This is a genomic window from Hanstruepera flava (assembly GCF_023634025.1).
GTDB classification, from domain to species: Bacteria; Bacteroidota; Bacteroidia; order Flavobacteriales; family Flavobacteriaceae; genus Hanstruepera; species Hanstruepera flava.
Window position 1 is genome coordinate 1 of sequence record NZ_JALJCW010000003.1, and the last position, 21,145, is coordinate 21,145.

The window sequence follows — 21,145 nt, forward strand, 5'->3', positions numbered from 1 at the left end:
CTACTTCTGAAAATCCTCGCGGATTTTCAGTTTGGTGTGTACTTGCTAAGTTAAGTGCTAACACACGCAACTACCCATAGCCGAGACCGTTAGCCCATTATAAAAAATGAAAGACGAGTATTTAAAAAGTATTACAAAACAATTTGAATATTATAAATCTGTTGGAGAGAAAACTTTTGACCAACTTAATGAAAAGGACTTTTTTTGGCAGTATAACGAAGCATCCAATTCCATTGCTATAATCGTGAATCATCTATGGGGAAATATGAAATCGCGATGGACAGATTTTTTGACTTCAGATGGCGAAAAGGAATGGCGCAATAGAGATATGGAGTTTGAACCGGTTATAAAAACCAAAGCAGAACTCGTTGAGAAATGGAATGACGGCTGGACATGCTTGTTTGATGCGCTAGATACCATTAATACAGAAAACTTCGCGACTAAAGTTTATATTAGAAATCAAGAACACTCCATAATTGAAGCAATAAACAGACAGCTAGCACACTACGCTTACCATATTGGACAAATTGTATATATAGGCAGAATGATTAAAGACCAAGAATGGAATAGCTTGACAATACCGAAGGGAAAATCAACTGAATTTAACAATAAGAAGTTTTTAAAAGGGAAACATAAAGGCCATTTTTCTGATGATTTAAAATAGCTAAACCGCTACTTTTAATAATGATTATTATAAAGATTTGTACTTATTTTTAATGTTATGATTCTATCTGTTTTATTAAGCGTTATATTAATTGGACTCGGGCTTATTCATTTTAATTGGGTAATTGGTGGCAAATTTGGGTTTTCAGAATCTTTACCCACAAAATTAAATGGAGAGAAATTGTTAAATCCGAAAAAGAAGGATAGTGCAGTAGTTGGTATTGGGTTAACAGCTTTTGGTTTTTTTTATCTCATTAAGTCTGGACTTATAAACATTAACCTCCCTTTATGGATAATGACTTATGGCAGTTGGATAATTCCAATTATATTCTTGCTACGCGCCATTGGCGATTTTAAATATGTTGGTTTTTTTAAGCAAATAAAAGAAACAGAATTCGGCAAATGGGACACTAAACTATTCTCGCCTTTGTGCTTGATAATAGCCCTATTTGGCACTATAATTCAACTCACACTATAAAAAATAAACCATTACAATATTAACGAACATGAATACAATTAAGCACCAAACAACCCTAATTTTTATAACGCTATTTACTTTATTTACAGCGCCACTTTTAGCACAAGAAAACGACTTTACTAAAGAGTATTTGGAGCGATTGGAAAACTCGAAAACGTATTTAATTCTTGTAGCCGAAACCATGCCAGAGGATAAGTATACCTTTAAAGCCACTCCAGAATCCATGAGCTTTGCAGAACACCTTATGCATATTGGCTGGGCTATGGACTGGCATAGCCAATCCCTTATGGGTGGACGCAAAGCCAGAGATTGGAATACTGATACCGAGCTTAAGGTTGACAACAAATCTAAAACCGAAATGATTGCCACAATTGCCAAAACATTTGATAACACCATAGCATTCATTTCTAATTTCGACACCAATAAACTTAAAGAACGATTGGATTATTTTGGACTGGACAGAACCAAAAGACAGATTTTATTATTACTAGCAGACCATATAACGCACCATAGAGCACAAATGCTTGTTTATATGCGACTAAATGGGCTAAAGCCACCAAGATATGTACTATACCAATAGTTTAAGTTGCCAACACCTTAAAAAATGAACCATGAAACCATTCCCTTTTAAATTAACACTTCTATTACTAGTCATTTGTTTTTCCTGTAGCGGAGATGATGATAATAATACACCAACCCAAGAAGAGGAGGCTCAAATTTTAAACGCTATGTTTTCTGAAATTGAAAGCATGGCTACTAGCTTGCGATGTGAAGACCCTTCTGATTGGTCGTTTACCAGTTTTGGAAGCAAGCCTTGTGGTGGTCCTATTGGTTATATTGCTTACCCTCTAAGCATAGATACACAACTTTTTTTAGATAAAGTTGAAGCACATAAACTGGAGCAAGAAGCCTTTAACCAAAGATGGGGATTAATAAGTGACTGTTCTGTACAACCACAGCCCATTGGTATTTCCTGTGAAAACGGAAATGCCATTCTTGAATTTTAGCAATACCTCTTGTTAATCAGTTTTTTACCCGTTTATTTATCTAATTTTTAAAAAAATTCTTATTTTCACGGCAGCTTAATCAAATCTCAAATGAAAAATCTATTTTTTATCGCTTTAGCTGCGCTATTTGTGTTTTCTTGTTCGAACGATGACGATGTTATTGTAGCGCAATGTGGCAAACCTCAAAACGTATTGGCAAATAACATTACCTTTAATAGTGCCACTATAGATTGGGATAACAACAATGCCTCGTCTTACACTATTGAATATGGCGTTTCTGGATTTACATTAGGAACTGGAACATCTGCTGATGTTAGTAATAATTCAGCTGATTTATCGGGTTTAGATGCCAACACAACTTACGATGTTTATGTAAGAACCAACTGCTCTGCAACCAATACCAGCATGTATACAGATGTTGAACGTTTTACAACTGCAGCACCGCTTGTAGTGCCACAATTTACGACCAACTTATCTGACATGTATATTTATCAAGGTAATATGAACGATTTAAATCCTAGTCCTTATGTATTTGAATACGATTTAAACACACCTCTTTTTACCGACTATGCCCATAAACAGCGTTTAATAGCCTTACCTCCAGGAACCACTATGGATTATGTAGATGATGGTTTTCCTGATTTTCCAGATAATACCGTTATTACCAAGTCGTTCTATTATTTAAATGACGAGCGTGATGCCTCTCAAGGTAAATATATTATTGAAACGCGAGTATTAATTAAAATTGAAGGAAATTGGCAATTGGGTAATTACAAATGGAACAACGACCAAACCGATGCGGTTTTAGACGATACCTCAAGCCACGTTTTAGTAGATTATATTGATGCCAATGGCACAACACAACAAGTAGATTATGTAATTCCTAGTGCGCAACAGTGTTTTGATTGCCATAGTAACGCCGGTGAAGAAACACCTATTGGTCCAAAATTACGCACCATGAATTTTAATAACCAACTACAAGATTTTATTAATGCTGGGCATTTAGGAAACCTAACAGATCCTTCCACTGTAGCTACCTTGCCAGACTGGTCTGATGATGTAAATTACACTTTGGAAGAACGCGCTCGTGCGTATTTTGATATTAATTGCGCACACTGTCATCAAGATGGTGGCTTTTGTGAATTCCAATCGCAATTACGTTTAACTTACGAAACACCTTTTGCAGAATCTTATATTCAAGAAAGAAGTTCTAGTATTGATAACCGCATGCGAAATTATAATGAAGGGTTTAGCATGCCACTTATAGGAACAACTATGGTACATAATGAAGGCTATGCTTTAATTTATGAATATTTAAACTCTCTTTAAACGATACTATTTTAAACACCAAAGCCAGTGATTTTTTTTAGTCACTGGCTTTTTAATTTTCAATAGTCATAATAACAAATTATTTACTGCATACCGTTTTAGTTTTAACGCATGCATAAGGGTTAAAATGTTTAGGCAAATAGTCTTTAACATTAAAATTAAAAGTTAAATCTTCATCCAATTCTATAAGCTCAATTTTACTCCAATCTAAATCATGCTTTCCTTTAAGCGGATTAAAATTTTCCGGTAAATAATCTTGAGTGTTAAAATTAAACGTCAACTCTTCTTCTAACTCCATTACCTTAATAGCATCAATGGCTATTGGTTTAACATCTGGATTGTGAAATAAAAGGCTTTCAAGGCGAGCCTCTTCTTCAGCTGTTACAGTCAATAAATTACCTGATGTTCTATCATCTGGTTCTTCAATTACGTTGTCCGACACAGTCATACTTGCTGCAAGTATCATACTGCTTACTAAAGTTACTAGTTTCATTTGGTAAAGATTTAATTGTTTATTGAAGTGACTCATTTTTTAGCATATAGTTACACTTCTTTTGAAATCTTTAACATTAAAAATCAATACTTTATATTTTATTTAAGAGTAATATGCCCAAACGTTAAGAATTTTAATATCTAATGCAAAAAACTTTTAATGGCTTGGTGGTATTCTGGGAAGTCAATTAAATTATGGTGACTGGCACCTTTGACTTTAATAAAAATAGTATTCTTAACATTTGAGGCCTTATAGAGTTTTTCTGCAGAAGACATGGGTACCACCCGATCTTCTGTACCATGGACAATTAAAACTGGGCACTTTAAACCACTTATAAAACTATAGGATGGAAAGGTGTACGATAGTAATGGTTTTACCGGAAAAATTGGAAAGCGCTTTTTGGCCACATCTGCCAAACTGTAATAAGGTGTTTCCAAAATTAGTCTTTTAGGATTATTTTTTGAAGCCATGTAAGTTGCAATACCTGTTCCTAAAGACCTACCATACAGAACGATATCAGATTCTCCATACTGTTTTTTTAAATAATTATAACAAAACTGTGCATCCTGATAAAGCGCCTCTTCGTTTAAAGTCCCTGTACTCTTTCCATACGTTCTATAATCCATAACAAAAACATCGTAGTTATAATCTGTAAAATATTGTGCGATATTTCCCCATCGACTTAAATTCCCCGCATTACCATGAAAATACAAAATAACTCCCTGTGGCTGTTCTACTTTAAAATGTATACCATTAATAACCGCATCGTTACCAGTATTTAAAAACACTTCTTCAAAATCATGATGGAACCGATACTGATAATCTTGGTTTAAAACTGTTGGCAAGAAAATCAATCGTTCTTGAAACAGATATAGGGCAAAACCCATTACAAGATACAATCCTAACAATAACAATAGGATTTTTTTAAGGCTAGTGCCTTGCTTTTTTCGAGGTATGGATGACATGAATACTGGTCGTTTCTAAATCTATTTCTTTGGGTTTGGAATTGAGAATATCGTCCAACATAAAATGGTAGGACTCAAAATTATTTAGGTTTTTGTGTCCGCCACCTATAACCGTATGAAGCTTGGTTAGGGTAGGGTTAATTTTTGACAACCTAACGCCTGTTTTGTATGGAATTAACTTATCGTTTGTGCCATGAATAATATGAATTGGGCATTGCACATATTTTAACCACTTGTAAGTTGGCAAAGGATATTTCATTAACAACGACAGTGGCATAAACGGTGCATATCGTGCTGTTACCTTGTTCAAGCTATAATAGGGCGCATCGAGAATAAGCATTCGGGGATGGTTCATGGACGCCAATTTGGTTGCAAAACCCGATCCTAATGAGCGACCATAAAGGATAATATACTTTTCTGGCACCAGCTCTTTTAATTTATTATAAATAACTTGCAAATCGCGTTTAATAGCTTTTTGGGATCGTCTTCCTGTACTCTTTCCAAAACCTCGGTAATCTACCATAAACACATTAAAGCCATGCCTAGTAAAGTCTACGGCAAACTTGCCCCAACCCTTTATACTTTTGGAATTTCCTTTTAGGTATAGAACAACGCCTCGCGGATTTTGCTTGGTTTTAAATAATACTCCGTTAAGTTGTGCACCATCTCGAGTCTCCATATTAAACTCCTCGGTATCCTGGTTTTCGTAGTAAAACTGAAAATCCTTGGGTAATTTTTCGGGCTTAAAAAGCATATAGTCCTGTAAAAAATACAAAGCCACACTTATAGCTATATAAGCTATAACTACTATTATTATAACAGACCACCAATATGCCATTTTAAAGGAAATATATCTTTACAAGATATAAAAAAAGGTTGAGTTCAAATGGATTATGATTTTTTGAAGGCTTTCCATTTAAAACCTCGTAATGTTACCATTACGAGGTTTTGGGTTAATTAACCAATCATCAAAACAAGAAAATCATGTATACGATGATACCTTCTGCAATACCCGTAACTATACTCATACCCAGAATATCTTTAATCTTGCTTTTTAAAAAGAAAATAGCACATAGAATAGCCATAATAGCGGCCAACAAAATTTCTAAAGCATCAATTTTTGAAAGCAAAAACGTTATTCCAGTAAAAGCGGCTGTAATGACCAATGTAATAATACTGAACTTAATGATCTCGTGTTTACTATAGTTACCTTCAACAAACCCTTTTCTTAAATCCCTTAAAATAGAGAGCACAAAAAGCAATGGAACCACAGATAAAAAGGGTGCAAAAATGATTTTAATTCCTTTTACTATAGACAGATCGTTATAGGCAAAAAAAGCGATAGCCGTAAAGGCTAATAACCCTGTTACGATAATGGATTGGAATGTAAACAGTAATTCACGTTTTCCTGAATTACTTCTAACTGTTGTATGACTAAACATTGATTTCATAATTATTAATTTTTGATGATTAAACTTTGTTTTTAAATTGACAAAAAGAAGACGTGTATGGCAAGGGCCAACAATACACCACTCAAAATTCCATTTGCCTTTAAATTGTTATATAAAATAAAATTGAGTACATAACCACTAATCGCGGTTGAATTGATAAGATGGGCGAAAATCAAATTATCCTCTAACTGATTTCCGGTAGTCCATTCTAAAAACTGCATAATAATAACACCAACTACTACAGTTATAATTAATAGAAATGTTGCTGGCTTTTGGTTTTCGGCTTTATAGGCATCTGTATTTTGGGGCATAAAATGCTCGATTACTATAAATCGCACAAAAAACAATAGGGGAATTGGAAATAAAATGGATGCCATAATTTTAATAACATCCTTAAACGTTTTTATCTCATCGTAACCTATAAAAACCAGATATACAAAAACAACAACAGAAACTGCCGTTGTAATTATAAAAGCCATATTTAACTTTTTAAGCAGCATTAATAACCAAGAATAAGGTTACTGTCCATTGTGTTATTGGCCAAATAGTCTATACTATTGCCATAGGCTTTTACTAAATGGCTATAAATGGTTTCGAGTTGAGTGATCAACACAAAACAAAATAGAATAAGCAATGTGGTTTTAATAACTCGTTTCATAATAGTTTGCTTTGATGATTATATCACAAAATTGCCAACGATTATAAAAAGATGAAAAACAAATAACCACAATTAATGACGATATATTTTTTCTATTTTATATATTTTATATTAATTTTAATGAATATTATAACATTTATAATGACGATATATTTATGAATATAAAAGCAATTATTTCCACATTATCTTTTGAAGAAAGACAGCAATTTGTATTGTATCTAGAAAAAAAGAACAAGCGTAGCGATGCCAAAAACATACAGTTGTTTAAGCTTTTATGCCGTAAAGAATTGTCCTCAAAAGACATCTGCCTAAAACTTTACAAAACCGACAAATGCAATGCTTATCACGCCCTCCGAAAGCGTCTTTTTCAATCTCTAATAGACTTTATTGCAAACAAGAATTTAGAAGAGGAAAATACTGTTGAGATGCAGATTATTAAATACATTTTGGCTTCGCGAACGTTCTTACTTCACAATAAACCCAAAACAGCTTACAAAGTTCTGAATAAAGCCGAGGCATTAGCTAAAGAGCAACACCTCTACAACATACTAAATGAAATATATCACACCAAAATACAATACGCTTATACTAACCCATCAATTAATTTAGAAACACTAATAAAGACTTTTAAGGAAAATCAGAAAAACCAGTACATAGAAGAAGAGCTCAACATGGTTTACGCCAGGATTAGGCAAACCTTAAACAAAATAACTTACAAAGGCGAAATACTGGACTTTCAAACCCTATTAAACAACACCTTAAAAGAGCATAATATTAAATTAAGCGACTCCCTCTCTTTTAAATCGCTTTACCAACTCATGAGTATTGTTAGCATTTCGGCATTTGTAACCAATGACTATTTTAAAATTGAGTCTTTTCTAATAAAAACCTACAACAGCATTACCAGTCAAAAAATACAAAGCAAACAATTATTTTACCATATTGAAGTGCTATACATGATAGCAAACACCTTATTTAGAAACAAAAAATTTGAACTGTCAATACACTATCTAGACCAGATGCTCACCCAAATGCTTTCGAACAAAAAGAAACACTACAGTACCTTTAAATTAAAATACAATCTGCTTTTAGCCTTAAATTACAACTACTCCAATCAACAAGACAAAGCTATACAGCAATTAATCCCTTTCACCAAAGTAAAGCATGTAGACATTGAATCACTGCTGGATATTCACTTAAGCCTCATTATGTTTTATATCCAAAAAAATGAATTCAAAAAAGCACATACGGTCTTTTCAAAATTTTATCACACCAATAACTATTATACAGAAAAAGCAGGAATAGAATGGGTACTAAAAAAGAACCTTGCCGAAATAATCTTACATATTGAGCTCCAAAATATAGATTTGGTGGATTCACGAATATTAAGCTTTAAACGCCAGCACTATCCTTATTTAAAACAAATTAACCAACATCGCGCCATCACCTTTTTAAACCTGGTTGAGTATTATTACAAAAACCCCGAAAAGGTAACCTCTAAAAACTTTCACAATACTGTTGAAGCATCCTTTAAATGGATTGCAGCAGAACGCGAGGATATTTTTGTTATGAGCTTTTTTGCTTGGCTAAAAAGTAAAATGGAAAATAGCGACTTGTACAAAACTACCATTGAGCTAATTAATCAATAGCAAATGTTAATCTCTAGTTAAAATTAAATTGAGCGTTAAACCTTTTAAAATCAACCGAGTCCAAGCAACAAACAAAATACATAAATACATTATGAAAAAACTAGTTTTAATTGCACTAGCCCTAATCACCCTTCAAGCTACTGCACAAGAAAGAAAAGATCGCCAGAAAATGGACAAAAAGGAACGTGCAGAACGCATGAGTCAATATACGCCAGAGGAAATTGCTGAAATTCAAACCAAGCAAATGACTTTACAGTTAGATTTATCGGAAGCCCAGCAAAAACAAATAATGGTCATAAATGTTGAAAATGCCAAATCCAGAAAAGCTATGATGGAAAAACGTCAGAAAGCTATGGAGGATAAAGAAAAAATGGAGCTCACCAAAGAGGATAAGTTAAAAATTAAGAATGACATGCTCGATCGGCAAATTGCCATGAAAAAGCAAATGAAAGACATTTTAAATAAGGAGCAATACGAAAAGTGGGAAGCTATGGCAAAAGAAAAAATGAAAAAAGGGCGTCATCAAAAAAAGCAGATGATGCATAAAAAATAATTTTTGAGTTAGTTAAGTTGGTTAGTTTAAAACGGGCAGTCATCTATATTATGCTGCCCGTTTTATTTTATAAACTTTTACTCACCGTATTACAGGCCTCGATGGTTTTATCTAAATCCTCATAAGTTAGGGCATCGGTAATAAACCAGGTTTCAAAAGCACTTGGCGCAATGTAAACGCCTTCATTGAGCATACCATGAAAGAACTTTTTAAAGGTGTCATTATTGCCTTTAGCTGCGGTTTCAAAATCTATTACCTTTTCATTTGAAAAATGAACCGATATCATTGAGCCCACCCTGTTAATGGTATGCGTAACCTTATTTTCATTCAAAACTTTCGACAACCCTTTATGAAGGTATTCCGTTTTAGAATTTAGTCTATCATAAATTTCTGTATCATTCTTCAGCTCTTGAAGCATAGCCAAACCTGCAGCCATGGCCAATGGATTCCCACTTAATGTACCTGCTTGATAAACAGGTCCAATTGGTGCTAGGTAATTCATAATGTCGCTACGTGCTGCAAATGCACCAACCGGCAAACCACCACCAATGACTTTACCAAAACACACTATATCGGCATTAATTCCATAAAGTTCTTGAGCACCCCCTTTTGCCAGTCGAAATCCCGTCATGACCTCATCAAAAATCAAAAGCATATTATGAGCATCACATAAGGCTCTTAACTGCTTTAGGAAATCTTGTTTTGGTGGAATACAGCCCATATTTCCAGCTACAGGCTCTAATATAATACAGGCTATATCACCTGAATTGGCCTTTATGATGGTTTCAACATTTTCAATATCATTATATGTTGCCAATAAGGTATCCTTTGCGGTTCCTTGTGTTACACCTGGACTATTGGGCGACCCAAACGTTACGGCACCACTTCCAGCTTGAATTAAAAAACTATCGCTATGGCCATGATAGCAACCAGCAAACTTTATAATTTTTTCCTTTCCTGTAAATCCTCGCGCCAAACGCACAGCACTCATACAAGCTTCGGTTCCCGAATTAACAAAGCGTATTTTATCTATATTAGGCACCATTGAAACAGCCAGTTCTGCTATTTGAGTTTCTATTTCGGTTGGTGTTCCAAAAGACGTACCCAGTTTAGCTTTCCTTACCACCGCATCGACAACTGGCTTATGGGCATGGCCTAAAATCATGGGACCCCATGAATTAATATAATCGATATAGGTATTACCATCAACATCGTATAGATAACCCCCTTCAGCTTTTTCTATAAAAATTGGTGTGCCACCAACTGCGTTGAAGGCTCGTACAGGCGAATTAACACCTCCAGGTATAACCGTTTGAGCTTGTGCAAAAAGCGCACTGCTTCTTTGATATAACATATTTACTTTTTGATTTTTTTAATTGGATTTAACGACTAAAACCTCACCAATCTTCAAATTATTTGAAGACAAGCTGTTTAGTCTTTTAAGTTCATCTACTGTTGTATTGTAGCGTTTAGACAAGGAATATAAGGTATCGCCTTTTACAACTTTATGTGTCATTTCATTTGAAACTACAACTACCATATTGTTTTTGCTTCCCGTTACAGCCTCATCATATTTATAAAGCTCATAGCGTTCAATCAAACTGATAAGTTTATCCGGATATTTTCTATCTGTGGCATAACCAGCCGCCTTGAGTTCTTTAGCCCAGCGCTTGTAATCTGTAATATCCAAATTAAAGAGTTTATAGTAACGTTTTCTTTCGGTTAAAAACAAGGAATGGTCCCTAAATGAATATTTGGCATCCTTATACTTCCTAAAACACTCTTGCGAAGCATCATCATCGTGATAAATTTTTGCTCCTATCCAACCATGGCACTTAATCCCAAAATGGTTATTAGCTTCAACAGCCAAACGCCCTTTACCAGAAGCCGATTCTAAAATACCTTGAGCCAATGTAATACTGGCAGGAATTTTATAGAGACGCATTTCTTCTTGGGCAATGGCATAATAGGCCTCAATATAATCAACAGTTATATTACCACTGGATTTTTTGGGTTCCGGTTGAGGGGTTTTAACATCAACTTTTGGCGTATTAACTTTAGGTTCTGTATGCCTTACAACGCGTTCTGTTTTCGTTTTATTTCTACTAGATTTTGAAGCGGCTCGTTTCTTTGAGCCACAACCACATACTAAACTTGACAACAAAATAAATACTACAATCTTTTTCATCTTCAATTAATTAAGGGCATTTGCTTTTTCTTCAACAGCTTATTCATGCCATCTATGCCTTGTAGCCCGCCTGTATGGATAGCTAAAATTTTGGCATCTTTAGAAAAATAACCTTTTTTCATTAAATCAAAAACACCAAATAACATTTTCCCCGTGTAAATAGGATCGAGCGGCATATTATTTTGGCTTTTAAAAGCATTAATAAAACTGATTAGTTCTGTATTTATTTTAGCATAACCGTCAAAATGGTAATCTGTGATAAGCTCCCAATTTGATTTATTCGCAAATTTACGAATATCTTTTTGTAAAAAATCACCTTTTAGTGCTGGAAACCCCAAAATTTTCTGATGTACTCCAGACGCATTAATTAGTCCGGATATAGTACCACCAGTCCCTACAGGGCAGCAAATAAAATCGAAGGCTTTATCCTCTTCTGTTAATATTTCCTCACACCCCTTTACGGCGAGCTCATTGGTGCCCCCTTCTGGGATTAGATAAAAATCACCAAAATCCTGTTTTAGTTGATTAATAAAATCTGACGTAGTTTTATTTCTATAGTCCGTTCTAGACACAAACTTAAACCGCATACCCATTTTAGACGCAAACTGTAATGTTGGGTTATTTTGGATACTGTTTTGCAATTCCTCTCCTCGAATTACACCAATAGTTTTAAACCCCTTAACGTATCCTGCCTTAGCCACTGCAGCTATATGGTTTGAATAAGCACCTCCGAAAGTTAATACCGTAGAAAACCCACGATTTTCAGCATCCATTACATTATATTTCAACTTTCGGTACTTATTACCTGAAACAAAGGCATCAATCTTATATTCTGGTTTTATAAATAAACTCGAGGTGAGTTGAATATTGAGTTGGTCTATATTTTTAATCATTTTAACGAATTTAAAAACAGATACTTACATTTCATACAAATTTGTAATATTTTAAGCCGTTCATATTCGATTTGGGGGCACATTTTCACAAAGATACTTTTATATAAAACTTTGCTTCCATTTTTTAAATGAAAAAAATGGCACATACCAATCTTAAAACTCATGACCTAGCTTCAAGTTCTTTCTTAAGAACTTTAAAAGCTATCTGCCTCTTCATTGGTTTTGTTTTTTTTAGTGCAACTGTTAGCAGTCAAACCATTTTATTGGACCCCAACGGTGATGGCGGATTTGAGAACAGTAATGATTTCAATGATATGGGCTGGGAAGTCACTAACAGCAGTAGGCCCACTGATAATCAATGGGTAAGCGCTTCAGGTGCCAATCCTGGATTTTCAGGTCGCGGAGCAGCTTATGTATCAAACAATGCTGGTTTTTCAATTCCACCACACAAGTATTCGGGGAGCCCAGCAAGAGCCACACATATATATAGAGATATTACTGTTCCTGTTAATGAGACGGATATTTCTGTTGATTTTATTTGGATTGCCCAAGGTCAAGTAAGAAGTGATGTTATGCGTATTTGGGTATTACCAACATCTTACACCCCAACTTATGGGGTTGCCATTTTAGAATCTGTAGACAACATTCAAATTGGCGATGATTTTTACAATAGTAGCACTTGGAATGCCACCCCAACCTTAACAATTCCCGAAAGCTATGCTGGTACATCTTTTAGATTTGTTGTGGAGTGGATTAATGATGATAGTGGTTGGGTTGACCCACCAGCGGGCATTGACGACATATCTATTATCTCCCAAATGCCCCCACCTCCTGCTAATGACGAACCCTGTAATGCCATTGAACTTTTCCCAAATGCAAGCTGCAACTATCAAACCTTCACTAATAGTGATGCCACTGACACGGTAACGGTTCCCTATCCTGGGTGCGCAAATTACAGAGATGCTGATGTATGGTTTAGATTTACAGTTCCTGCGTCAGGAGGGTTCACTATTGACTCTGAAGATATTGACATCACCAATAGCGGTATGGCTATTTATTCCGGGGCTTGCGGGTCACTTAATCTAATAGAATGCGATGATAATGACAGTAGCAATGGATTAATGTCCTCAATAATTAGAACCGATTTAACCCCAGGTGACACTATATTTATTCGGTTTTGGTCATATGACAATATAAATAATGGACTATTTAATATTTGCATAAGCCCGCCTCCTCCACGCCCCAGTAATGATGAGTGTGCTGACGCCATAGGATTAACTGTCAACCCTACCTTAACCTGCAATACAGTGACTCAAGGTTCAACTGCAAATGCCACAGCTTCACCACAACCAGATGATGTAGTAGGCACTCCAGACAATGATGTTTGGTTTTCATTTGTAGCAACAAATACTACCCATCAAATATCTTTATTAGATATTATTCCAGTTTCAGGCACAAATGTGAATTTAGCAGTAGGCGTGTATCATAGCAGTTCTGGAAATTGCACTACTTTAACCAGAATTGCAAGTAGAAACCCTAATGTTTTTAGTATTAATGGTCTAGTTATTGGGGAGACCTACTACTTACGAGTCTATGGCTATGAGTCTGGTTCAAACTCCGCGCAAGTTGTTTTTAATATTTGTGTTGGTACACCAGTTGACCCTCCAGCAAATAATGACTGTGCTAATGCTATAAGATTACCTGTTTTACCCGTATGTGATTACGAGACCTATACAAATGCAGGAGCTACGGCTTCTTCCGGCATTCCTAATCCGGGCTGTGGTAATTATGCTGGTGGTGATGTTTGGTTCTATATTATTGTTGATAATACAGGAGAGATAACTATAGACACACAAGATTTAGATATGACTGATGGTGCTATGGCTTTATATAGAGGTTCGGACTGCAATAATTTAACTCTTTTGGATTGTGATGATAATAGTAGCGCTAACGGCTCTATGCCCTCGATAACCAGTATTGGATTAACACCAGGAGAACGCATTTACATTCGTTTATGGGAGCGAGGCAATAACAATAATGGCACATTTGGTATTTGCGCCACTTCACCAACCCTTGAACTGACTGTAAACGCATCAATACCTTGTCCTGGAGAAAACAGTGAGGACTTATTTGCCACCTTCTCCTGTACTGGAACAACCAGTTTAGGGAATACACTATCTGGAACACTTGTAAATACTGATCCGAGAGCCTTACAGCCACTTATTTTTATCTCTAGTGATGACCCTTGCGCCTTTGACCCAGTAAATACATCCAATTATTCTGTAATAGATTTTACTGTTACCACTACTGGAGCGTATATATTCAACATGGCCACTCCATCACCTTATTTTGATGCTATGGGCTATATAGTTGTCAATGACGGAAACTTTGTACCAGGGTCCTGTGCTACTGGCACATGGATAGCAGGCGACGATGATGATGGTCCAGCTTTAAATCCGCAAATTCGAGCTGATTTAATAGCAGGTGTTCCATACCGACTTATTACAACAAAATTTGCCTTTTCGGACACGGGACATGTTGGGCCCTATCAATGGGACGTTATTGGACCTCCAGCGGATGTTGAATGGTATGCTAATGAAACTGGTGGCTCTCCAATAGGTACTGGGTTTTCATTTGATCCTGTAGGCGTAAGTGGTTCTGGCATGGTTGACACCAATACACCAGGCATCTACACCTTTTGGGTGAACTGTCCTGGCAGTACCTTACCAAGAATAAAAGCCGAGTTTATAATTGGCAAGATTTGGAAAGGTGAAGTTGATTCTGATTGGAACAATTCAGACAACTGGAAACCATCTGGAAAGCCAAGTCCTAATGACTGTGTTTATATTGAACCTTCTGCCAACCAGGCTGTATTAACTTATCCTGGCGCACCAATACCACCTACTCCAGCGTATGCTAAAACTTTAAGTATTGGCAATAACGCCTTATTGGAATTAACTTCAGGTACATCCCTGACAGTTACAGATGACATTCAAGTAGCCAATTCAGGTACCTTTTTAATTCGAGACAATGTGAATTTAATTCAGATTACCGATGTAACAAGCAATAACAATAGCGGTAATATAACCGTTCAACGCCGTGTTCCAGGCACGGTCTCAAACTTAGATTATATTTACTGGTCTTCTCCAGTAGAAAACTTTAATGTTACCAATATTTCACCTGGTTCAAACCCCAACCTTATCTATAAATGGATTCCGACAATTAACGGAAATGGTATTGGAAATTATGGTAATTGGCAACAAACCAATGAAATTATGGAAGTGGGTAAAGGTTATATTGTTAGAGGTTTATCTGGAACCACACCAACACCTCCTACATTAGGCTTTACAACAGAGTTTAATGGAAGGCCAAGTAATGGTCAAATAAACATACCCATTCAACGTGGCACATACTCTGGAGCTGATTATCCAGGCTATGGATCAAATATGGCAACCGAACATGATGATAATTGGAATTTAATTGGCAACCCTTACCCATCATCTATTTCTGCACAACGGTTTATTTTAGTTAATGCTGCTGCACTTTTTGACGATACAAACCCAGCTATTACGGGCACTATTTACTTATGGCGTCATTTAACAGCACCAAGTGATGCTTACAACGATCCGTTTTATTATGATTTTGGTTATAACTATAATGCCAATGATTATATAAAATACAATTTAACAGGATCGTCTCCAGCTGGTTTTTCTGGATACATAGCTTCTGGACAGTCCTTTTTTGTTCTTATGGATCATAATACATCTGGAACAACGGGTACTCTAAAATTTGATAACCTCATGCGAAATGAGACCTATAGAAACGACCAATTTTACAGAACAGATTCAGAGCTGGAACGCCACCGCATTTGGTTAGACTTAATTTCAGAAAACAACTACGCCTCCTCTATTTTAGTTGGTTATGTTGAAGGCGCTACAAATCAAACAGATAGACTTTATGATGGCATAGAGTTAAATGAAACCAATATGCGTTTTTACTCCTTAATCCATAATACTAAAATGTCTATTCAAGGTAGAGCCTTACCGTTTTTAGATACGGACACTGTACCTTTGGGGATAGAAATTACCCAAAGTGGAACTTACACTATTGCCATCAATACACTGGATGGACTTTTTGAGGCTAGCGAGCAGTCCATTTATTTGGAAGATACCTTTAACGGTATTATACATGATTTAAGACTATTGCCCTATGTGTTTACTTCTGAAGCTGGCGAATTTAACAACCGTTTTATTTTACGCTATACGGATGTGTCTTTAAGTATAGAGGAAGAATCTTTGAACAATCAGCTAACGATTACCGCTCCTAATGGAAAATACATTATAGTAGAATCTCAAAATGATCCTATAGATAGCATCGAACTTTACGATGTATTGGGACGGGTAATAATTAAACATCATAATGTTAATCAGCTAAATTACAGTCTACAAAACCTTTCGACTTGTGATGGTGTGCATCTTATTAAAGTTACACTACAAAGCGGTAAGCAAAAAACACAAAAGCTCATTTTAAAACCTTAAATGCAGTTAGGTCTTTTGCGCAACAACCTTTGTTAAATAGATTTAGAAACATTAAATTATAATTGTAATCGTCATTAATTCAGCAAAAAACATGCAGTTTATCGATTTTTTTATAAAATATTTAACAGTTTTATAAAATATATCTATATTGGCAGATACTACCCAACTATCTTCTTGTAAACAACATCCTACTTCCTAACGTTTCGGTGTCCCCTTTTCTAAAATTAACCTCAATTATTAACTATTAATTAATTAATTTATGAAAAAAATCGACACATTTTTAAGAGGGATAATGTTTATATGTTGTCTTTCCTCAATGACAATGTTTGCCCAGACCTATAATGGTACTGGCGGAGTGGTTGCCGATGATGGTAATTGCAACGCTTCAAATGAATTTATTCTTAACGTTCCCGCTGTAGATGCTGGAAATGTTTTAGCAACTGTAACAGTAGACATTACGCACACTTGGAATGATGATTTAGACATCTCCCTTATTGCACCTGATGGAACCACATCAATAATTCTGTCAAGTGATAATGGAGGTTCTGGTGATAATTATGTCAATGTAATTTTTGATGATAATGCAGCAACTCCAATATCAAGTTTAGATTTTGTAACTGGCACTATTTCTGGAACTTATAGCCCAGAAGAACCATTATCCGATCTTAGTGCTTTTGGAGTTGGAAATTGGACACTAGTTGTCTGTGACGATTTTGATGACTCTAGCGCTCCTAATGGTTCATTAAACTCATGGTCTCTTACCTTTGCAGAAGTTGAAGAACCTGAGCCTGTTGATGGCGAATCGTGTGAAAATCCTATAACTATCGCTTGTGGGACATCAGACCCAGGCAGTACAAGTGGTTTTGCACCAAATGCACCAATGAGTTCTTGTGGGACCACTATTAATACCGCTCCAGGTGTATATTACAAATTAGAAGGCTATGGTAATGGCGATTTAGTTACTGCTAGTCTTTGTGGATCATCTTACGACACCAAAATTGCTGTCTTTTCCGGAGATTGTAGTGGCTTAACTTGTGTAACTGGTAATGATGATGAATGCGGAGTTCAATCTGAAGTAACATTTGGAGTAAGCGCTGGTACTGACTATTATATTTATGTAACAGGATATCAAAGCAATAGTGGCTCTTATACCCTGAACGTGACCTGCGAGGAACCTCTTCCTGGTCAAACCTGTGAAACCGCAGAATTTATGGAATGTGGTGATACGGTTAATGATTCTACTGCTGATTATAATAGTTCTTCATTAAGCTCTTGTGATACAACATTAGATTCAGCACCAGGTAGATTTTACTTTTTTGAAGGTGATGGCAACTTTGTGACAGCAAGCCTTTGTGGTTCATCTTATGACACCAAAATAGGTGTTTTTGAAGGGGCATGTGGTTCTTTAGTTTGTGTTGCAGGTAATGATGATGCATGTAGCACACAATCTGAAGTTACTTTCCCAACAGCTAATGGAACTCTTTATTATGTATATGTAACAGGGTTTGGTAGTGCCAATGGTGCTTTTACTTTGAATTTAACCTGTATTCCACCACCGGAAAACGATGTGTGTACTGGAGCCATAGCTCTAGAATGTGGTGAAATAGCTACAGGAAATACAACTTTTGCAACAAGTGAAGCTTTAGCAGATTGTGATGGTTTAGCAATTGATACCGCGCCAGGCTTATGGCATTCTGTTGTTGGAACTGGAGGCGATATTGAAATAGACCTTTCAGGTTCAGATTATGATACAAAATTAGCGATTTTCTCTGGAGATTGCGGTACATTAACCTGTGTAGCTTCTGACGATGATGGCGGTGATGGTGTAGATTCTAAATTAACCTTTGCCTCCAATGCCGGAGAAACCTATTATGTGTATGTAACTGGCTTTGGCACAAATAGTGGTATTTATACCCTTTCTGTAGATTGCATATGCGATGTCTATATTGAAGAAGGTGAGTGTGTTAAAGTATTTTCAGGTTATGGCCCAACATCAAGTGTAGAATTGAATGCGGTTGGTTTATACGGTTCTGGAATATACGACTACGAATGGAGTGACGGCCAAACAGGCGCAACTGTTACTGTTACACCAACAGAACAGACTACCTATACCGTTACATTAACAGATTCTGAAGGTTGTACCTCTACGGCATCTACTACCGTTTTATTTGAGAATGTAGTTTGTAATGATAATCCAAACAATGTAAAAGTAAACGTATGCCATAACGGTGATCAAATTTGTGTGTCGCCTAATGCCGTTCAGGCACATTTAAATCATGGTGATACTTTAGGTGCTTGTGATGTTGTGGTAGATTGTGATACTGCACCAGTTTGTGATTCACGCTTAAAAAGACCAGGCCCAGATGCTACAGATGTAGCTACCGCACTTGAGATTTCTTGGGGTGCTGCAACTGGTTTAGTAGATGGCTACATTTTAAGTGTTGGTACAACACCAGGAGGTATAGATATTATAGACAGTGAAGATGTAGGAAACTCCTTGACTTATGATTTATCTGGGTTAAACTTTTTAACCACATATTATGTAACCATAGTACCTTATAATGGCAACGGTCAAGCAACAGGTTGTGAGTCTTCTGTATTTACAACAGGAGAAGGGCCTTGGTGTAGTGCTGAAACGATAGCTTGTGATGGTACCGCAATAGGCAACACCATAACTGATGGCGTAATTAGTGATTATTTAGATACTTGCTTTACCACTTTCTTAGGTGCAGAAATTAGTAGTTTCCCTGGAGTTTTCTATCAATTTGAAGGAACCGGTGATAACATTACAGCTTCACTTTGTGGCACAAATACAGATAGCGATTTAACTGATACGATAATAGGTGTTTACACAGGAGATTGTCTGGGATTAACTTGTCTAACAGGAAACGACGATTCGTGCTCTTTATTGTCTGAAGTTGAATTTGCTTCAGAAGTAGGGACAACATATTATATTTACGTTGCTGAATTTTCAACTTATTCAGATGGAGGAGAATTTGAATTAAGCTTAACATGTACCCCTCCACCACCACCTTTAGATGCTTGTGTTAATGCAGAATTTATTGAGTGCGCTTCAGGCACAGTTAATGGTGATACAACTGGATTAGCTGCCAATGATATAGATTCTTGTGGTGGATCTGCCAATTCAGGTGCAGGTAAATTCTATGTATTGGAAGGTACCGGTGATATTATTACTGTTGACACTAATGGCACTAGTTACGACACACAATTAGCTGTATTTACCGGAGATTGTGGTAATGGCGGTGCGAACCTGGTTTGTATTGATGGCGATGACGATGGTGGAGATGGTTTACAATCTGAAGTTACTTTTCCAACTTTAGAAAATAACCTGTACTATATTTATGTTACTGGATTTGGAACCGGTAATTTTGGTCCTTTTACTTTAAATATAGAATGCGAAGAGGCTCCAGAACCTCTTGCTAATGAAACATGTAGCACTGCAATTACTTTAGACTGTGGTGTTGCTGTAGATGCTACTACTATTGGGGCAACAGGAACAGATACAGAAACTGGTATTGGAAGTTGCGATTCTGGTTTTGACTCTGCTCCAAGTGCTTATGGAGCCTGGTTTACATTTGTTGGTGATGGAACACTTACTACTGTTACCGCAGATGCTTTAGGTAGTTTCGATCATGAAATGGTTATTTCTACTGGAAGTTGTGGTAGTTTAACAAATGTAGATTGTTCAGACAGTGGTTTTGGCGGCGGTATTGAAGCCATTACTTTCCAGTCAACTTCTGGCCAAGCATATTATGTTTACGTTGCTCATTGGTCAGCTACAAGTTCCACAACAGGAGACTTCACTATTGAAGTATCTTCTTGTCAAAGTAGGGAAGCACCAACTACTGTATCAACACCAACATGGAATCTATATCCAAACCCATCCACAACTGGTGAGGTACAAGTAGATTTAAGTAATTACTTAAACCAAGATGTTAGCATCCAAATGACAGATTTCCACGGTAAAATATTATCTACCAACAATCTGTCTAATGTGCAAAACCCTAGATACCGTTTAAGTACCCAAGGTATGTCTCATGGCATTTACTTTGTTCGTGTAGCTACGGAATCTGGAGTAAGTACTAAAAAGCTTATTATAGCGAATAGATAAATTATTGATTTGATTAGTCAAAATAGTTTAAAGCTATTTTGATTGAGATAAAAGCTGAACAATGCATGCATTGTTCAGCTTTTTATTTTAGTATTAATTACTATTTTTTGTGATTTTAAATAATTTATGCAAATCAGCCAAACAAGTC

18 protein-coding genes are annotated in these 21,145 nt (G+C 36.1%); 9 read left to right on the forward strand and 9 right to left on the reverse strand.

Going from position 1 to position 21,145, the window contains the following annotated elements; genetic code table 11:
- Positions 1-106 precede the first annotated feature (106 nt).
- The 5 genes from MTX13_RS10110 (at position 107) to MTX13_RS10130 (ending at position 3,477) form a co-directional block, all read left to right on the forward strand.
- Positions 107-664: a DUF1572 family protein gene (locus MTX13_RS10110; protein WP_250434558.1), complete on the forward strand. Its 558-nt coding sequence runs from the start codon at positions 107-109 to the stop codon at positions 662-664.
- 57 nt (positions 665-721) lie between these two features.
- Complete coding sequence (locus MTX13_RS10115; RefSeq protein WP_250434560.1) at positions 722-1,141, forward strand: DUF3995 domain-containing protein; 420 nt, start codon at positions 722-724, stop codon at positions 1,139-1,141.
- 28 nt (positions 1,142-1,169) lie between these two features.
- On the forward strand, positions 1,170-1,721 hold the full coding sequence (locus MTX13_RS10120; protein ID WP_250434563.1) for a DinB family protein: 552 nt from the start codon (positions 1,170-1,172) through the stop codon (positions 1,719-1,721).
- A 31-nt stretch (positions 1,722-1,752) separates the two neighbouring features.
- Positions 1,753-2,148, forward strand: a complete 396-nt coding sequence (locus tag MTX13_RS10125; protein ID WP_250434564.1) for a hypothetical protein — start codon at positions 1,753-1,755, stop codon at positions 2,146-2,148.
- Between the two features lie 90 nt (positions 2,149-2,238).
- Positions 2,239-3,477, forward strand: a complete 1,239-nt coding sequence (locus tag MTX13_RS10130) for a fibronectin type III domain-containing protein (RefSeq protein ID WP_250434566.1) — start codon at positions 2,239-2,241, stop codon at positions 3,475-3,477.
- A gap of 79 nt (positions 3,478-3,556) precedes the next feature.
- Here MTX13_RS10130 and MTX13_RS10135 read toward each other — a convergent pair whose 3' ends face one another.
- From MTX13_RS10135 to MTX13_RS10160, 6 genes are all read right to left on the reverse strand, one after another.
- Entirely contained in the window at positions 3,557-3,970 is a 414-nt protein-coding gene (locus MTX13_RS10135; RefSeq protein WP_250434568.1) for a hypothetical protein, read from the reverse strand.
- A 140-nt stretch (positions 3,971-4,110) separates the two neighbouring features.
- On the reverse strand, positions 4,111-4,935 hold the full coding sequence (locus MTX13_RS10140) for an alpha/beta hydrolase (RefSeq protein WP_250434569.1): 825 nt from the start codon (positions 4,933-4,935) through the stop codon (positions 4,111-4,113).
- Positions 4,901-5,773, reverse strand: coding sequence for an alpha/beta hydrolase (locus MTX13_RS10145; RefSeq protein WP_250434571.1), 873 nt, complete (start codon positions 5,771-5,773; stop codon positions 4,901-4,903). Before MTX13_RS10145 ends, MTX13_RS10140 begins: the two co-directional genes overlap by 35 nt.
- Before the next feature lie 130 nt (positions 5,774-5,903).
- Positions 5,904-6,386, reverse strand: coding sequence for a hypothetical protein (locus MTX13_RS10150; protein ID WP_250434572.1), 483 nt, complete (start codon positions 6,384-6,386; stop codon positions 5,904-5,906).
- A gap of 32 nt (positions 6,387-6,418) precedes the next feature.
- Positions 6,419-6,865, reverse strand: a complete 447-nt coding sequence (locus MTX13_RS10155) for a hypothetical protein (protein ID WP_250434574.1) — start codon at positions 6,863-6,865, stop codon at positions 6,419-6,421.
- Between the two features lie 20 nt (positions 6,866-6,885).
- Positions 6,886-7,044, reverse strand: a complete 159-nt coding sequence (locus tag MTX13_RS10160) for a hypothetical protein (protein ID WP_223033711.1) — start codon at positions 7,042-7,044, stop codon at positions 6,886-6,888.
- Positions 7,045-7,199: 155 nt separating this feature from the next.
- On the opposite strand from MTX13_RS10160, the gene MTX13_RS10165 reads away from it, so the two are divergent.
- Both MTX13_RS10165 and MTX13_RS10170 read left to right on the forward strand, forming a co-directional pair.
- The gene (locus tag MTX13_RS10165) at positions 7,200-8,693 is read left to right on the forward strand and encodes a hypothetical protein (RefSeq protein ID WP_250434576.1); all 1,494 of its coding nucleotides are present in this window, start codon (positions 7,200-7,202) and stop codon (positions 8,691-8,693) included.
- A 91-nt stretch (positions 8,694-8,784) separates the two neighbouring features.
- The gene (locus tag MTX13_RS10170; RefSeq protein WP_250434577.1) at positions 8,785-9,246 is read left to right on the forward strand and encodes a hypothetical protein; all 462 of its coding nucleotides are present in this window, start codon (positions 8,785-8,787) and stop codon (positions 9,244-9,246) included.
- Positions 9,247-9,313: 67 nt separating this feature from the next.
- On the opposite strand, the gene hemL is transcribed toward MTX13_RS10170, so the two are convergent.
- The 3 genes from hemL to MTX13_RS10185 are packed head-to-tail and all read right to left on the reverse strand — an operon-like array spanning position 9,314 to position 12,327.
- A complete protein-coding gene (gene hemL, locus MTX13_RS10175) occupies positions 9,314-10,600 on the reverse strand; it encodes a glutamate-1-semialdehyde 2,1-aminomutase (protein ID WP_250434587.1) in 1,287 nt (428 codons plus the stop codon).
- Positions 10,601-10,618: 18 nt separating this feature from the next.
- Entirely contained in the window at positions 10,619-11,434 is an 816-nt protein-coding gene (locus MTX13_RS10180; RefSeq protein WP_250434593.1) for a glucosaminidase domain-containing protein, read from the reverse strand.
- Between the two features lie 2 nt (positions 11,435-11,436).
- Positions 11,437-12,327 (reverse strand): 1-aminocyclopropane-1-carboxylate deaminase/D-cysteine desulfhydrase, encoded by an 891-nt coding sequence (locus MTX13_RS10185; protein WP_250434595.1) that lies wholly within the window; start codon positions 12,325-12,327, stop codon positions 11,437-11,439.
- Between the two features lie 137 nt (positions 12,328-12,464).
- Between MTX13_RS10185 and MTX13_RS10190 the strand changes: the two genes are divergently transcribed.
- Entirely contained in the window at positions 12,465-16,865 is a 4,401-nt protein-coding gene (locus MTX13_RS10190) for a T9SS type A sorting domain-containing protein (RefSeq protein ID WP_250434597.1), read from the forward strand.
- A 259-nt stretch (positions 16,866-17,124) separates the two neighbouring features.
- Positions 17,125-20,997 carry a T9SS type A sorting domain-containing protein gene (locus tag MTX13_RS10195; protein WP_250434601.1) on the forward strand — a complete coding sequence of 1,291 codons (3,873 nt, stop codon included), beginning with the start codon at positions 17,125-17,127 and terminating at the stop codon, positions 20,995-20,997.
- The last annotated feature ends 148 nt before the right edge of the window (positions 20,998-21,145 follow it).